The organism is Novacetimonas pomaceti, assembly GCF_003207955.1.
GTDB lineage: Bacteria > Pseudomonadota > Alphaproteobacteria > Acetobacterales > Acetobacteraceae > Novacetimonas > Novacetimonas pomaceti.
In genome coordinates, this window is sequence record NZ_NOXG01000082.1 from 1 (window position 1) to 1,814 (window position 1,814).

General features: G+C 58.2%; 2 protein-coding genes. Both read left to right on the forward strand.

Annotation, left to right across the window (positions count from 1 at the left end):
- The coding region (locus tag CFR71_RS15640) for a zinc-binding alcohol dehydrogenase family protein (RefSeq protein WP_110532224.1) at positions 1-687 on the forward strand (687 nt) is incomplete at its 5' end.
- Between the two features lie 77 nt (positions 688-764).
- A complete protein-coding gene (locus tag CFR71_RS15645) occupies positions 765-1,199 on the forward strand; it encodes a cupin domain-containing protein (protein ID WP_110532226.1) in 435 nt (144 codons plus the stop codon).
- Positions 1,200-1,814: the final 615 nt, after the last annotated feature.

Consider the following 1,814-nt stretch of genomic DNA (forward strand, 5'->3'; position numbering starts at 1 on the left):
CGTAAGCCCCGTTCCCTGAACTGGGCTGAAGCCGCGGCACTGCCGCTGACAGCGATCACCGCCTGGGAGATGCTGTTCGATCGCCTGGATATCCGTCGGTCAGTCCCCGGCGTGAAGCCAGCCGTGCTGATTATCGGCGGCGCTGGCGGCGTCAGCTCCATCGCCATCCAGTTGGCGCGGGTCCTGACCGATGTCACGGTCATCGCCACCGCCTCCCGGCCAGAAACGCGCGACTGGGTAAAATCCCTCGGGGCACATCATGTGGTGGATCACAGCAGGCCGCTTGCCGCGCAGGTCGCCGCCCTTCCGACCGGCGCGCCCGGCTTCGTCTTTTCCACGACGCAGACCGATCGGCATATGCCAGAGATTATCGCGCTGATCGCGCCCCAGGGGCATTTCGGCCTGATTGATGACCCGGCCGCGCTCGACGCCCTGCCGCTGAAGAAGAAAAGCCTGTCGCTGCATTGGGAGCTGATGTTCACCCGCCCGCTGTTCGGCACAGCCGATATGGGCAGGCAGGGCGAGATTCTCAACGAAGTCTCACGCCTCGTGGATGACGGGCGTATCCGCACCACGCTTGGCAGGAACCTCGGCCTGATCACGGCGGCGAACCTGCGGCAGGCCCATGCCCTGATCGAGAGCGGCCAGGCAAAGGGCAAGATCGTGCTCGAAGGTTTTCCTGGCTGAAATGGAGAAGACCATGACTGAATCCGCAAAAGCGCTCGTCGAGACATGGTGTGGAACATGGGCGGAGAACAGGCCTCATGACTGATGAAGAGCATCTGATGACCCTGAACCGTACCGGTGGACGGTTCGATCTCAACAGGATTGTGGCAGCGTTCCCGCACACTGCGGATACGATGCTGCTGGATACCTATCTGACCGACAGGCCGGAAGCCAGTATCAGGGTGTTCCGGATCTATCGGGACGTGCCGCCGCATTATCATACCCAGTGTGATGAAGTCCTCCATGTGCTTTCCGGCGAAGGGACATTCTGGATTGATGATCCGGCTGAAGAAGCGCCGTTTGTTCCCGGGCACCTGCTGGTCTTTCCGCGGCGTGCGGTGCATGCGGTGCCGCGTATCCTGCGTGATCCTGTCACTTTTCTTGCCATCGACACACCGCGCCGGGCACCGGATGACGTGGTGTTTGTCGATCCTGCCGAAGGCACGCCTTCCGGCTTCATCAAGAGTATCTGAAGGAATGTCGCGGGTCACAGACGAACGGGAGCTGTGGCCCTGCAGCGCATGGCCGCAAAACGCGGCGCAGGTACAGGGCGTCTGGATACGGTTTCCTCTCCCGAAAGGGCCGGTCCGGGAAACATCTCTGTTCAACAGGAAAAAAAGAAAATCAGGGGCGGCCCCTTCGGGGTTCTCTCACTCTGGTTCGCTAAGCGGCTGCGCCGCTAACCTCACTGGAGCCCCCTGCGGGGTCTCCACGCTTTCACGCAACGGTTCGACCGCTCGCCCTGGGGTTCTTCAGGATGAATACTTATGAGATTCCTGATAATACTGCGATTAATAAAATGGGCATAAGGAAATAAAGGGAATAAAAACAATAGTAAACTAATGTTTACTCATAATATATTGTCTTTTTTATTGTATTTATATTCTGTCTGTACTATTCTTTATTTGTGGAGAGGGAAATGGTTCCCGCCACAGACGCCCCGCCCGGTGCTGACACACCGGACAGGGCTGACGCCAGACAGAAAGGCCTAGCCCATCTTATTCACGGCATTGAGTATTTTGCGTGGATTTTTCCGTTTCTATGGTTTGGGCGCGCGGGATCGCACCGGGTTGAGGCGGTGTCATTTT

Bases quoted from the DNA above. Each gene is read 5' to 3' on its own strand.
- CFR71_RS15645 (WP_110532226.1), top strand. From the start codon at position 765: ATGACTGATGAAGAGCATCTGATGACCCTGAACCGTACCGGTGGACGG.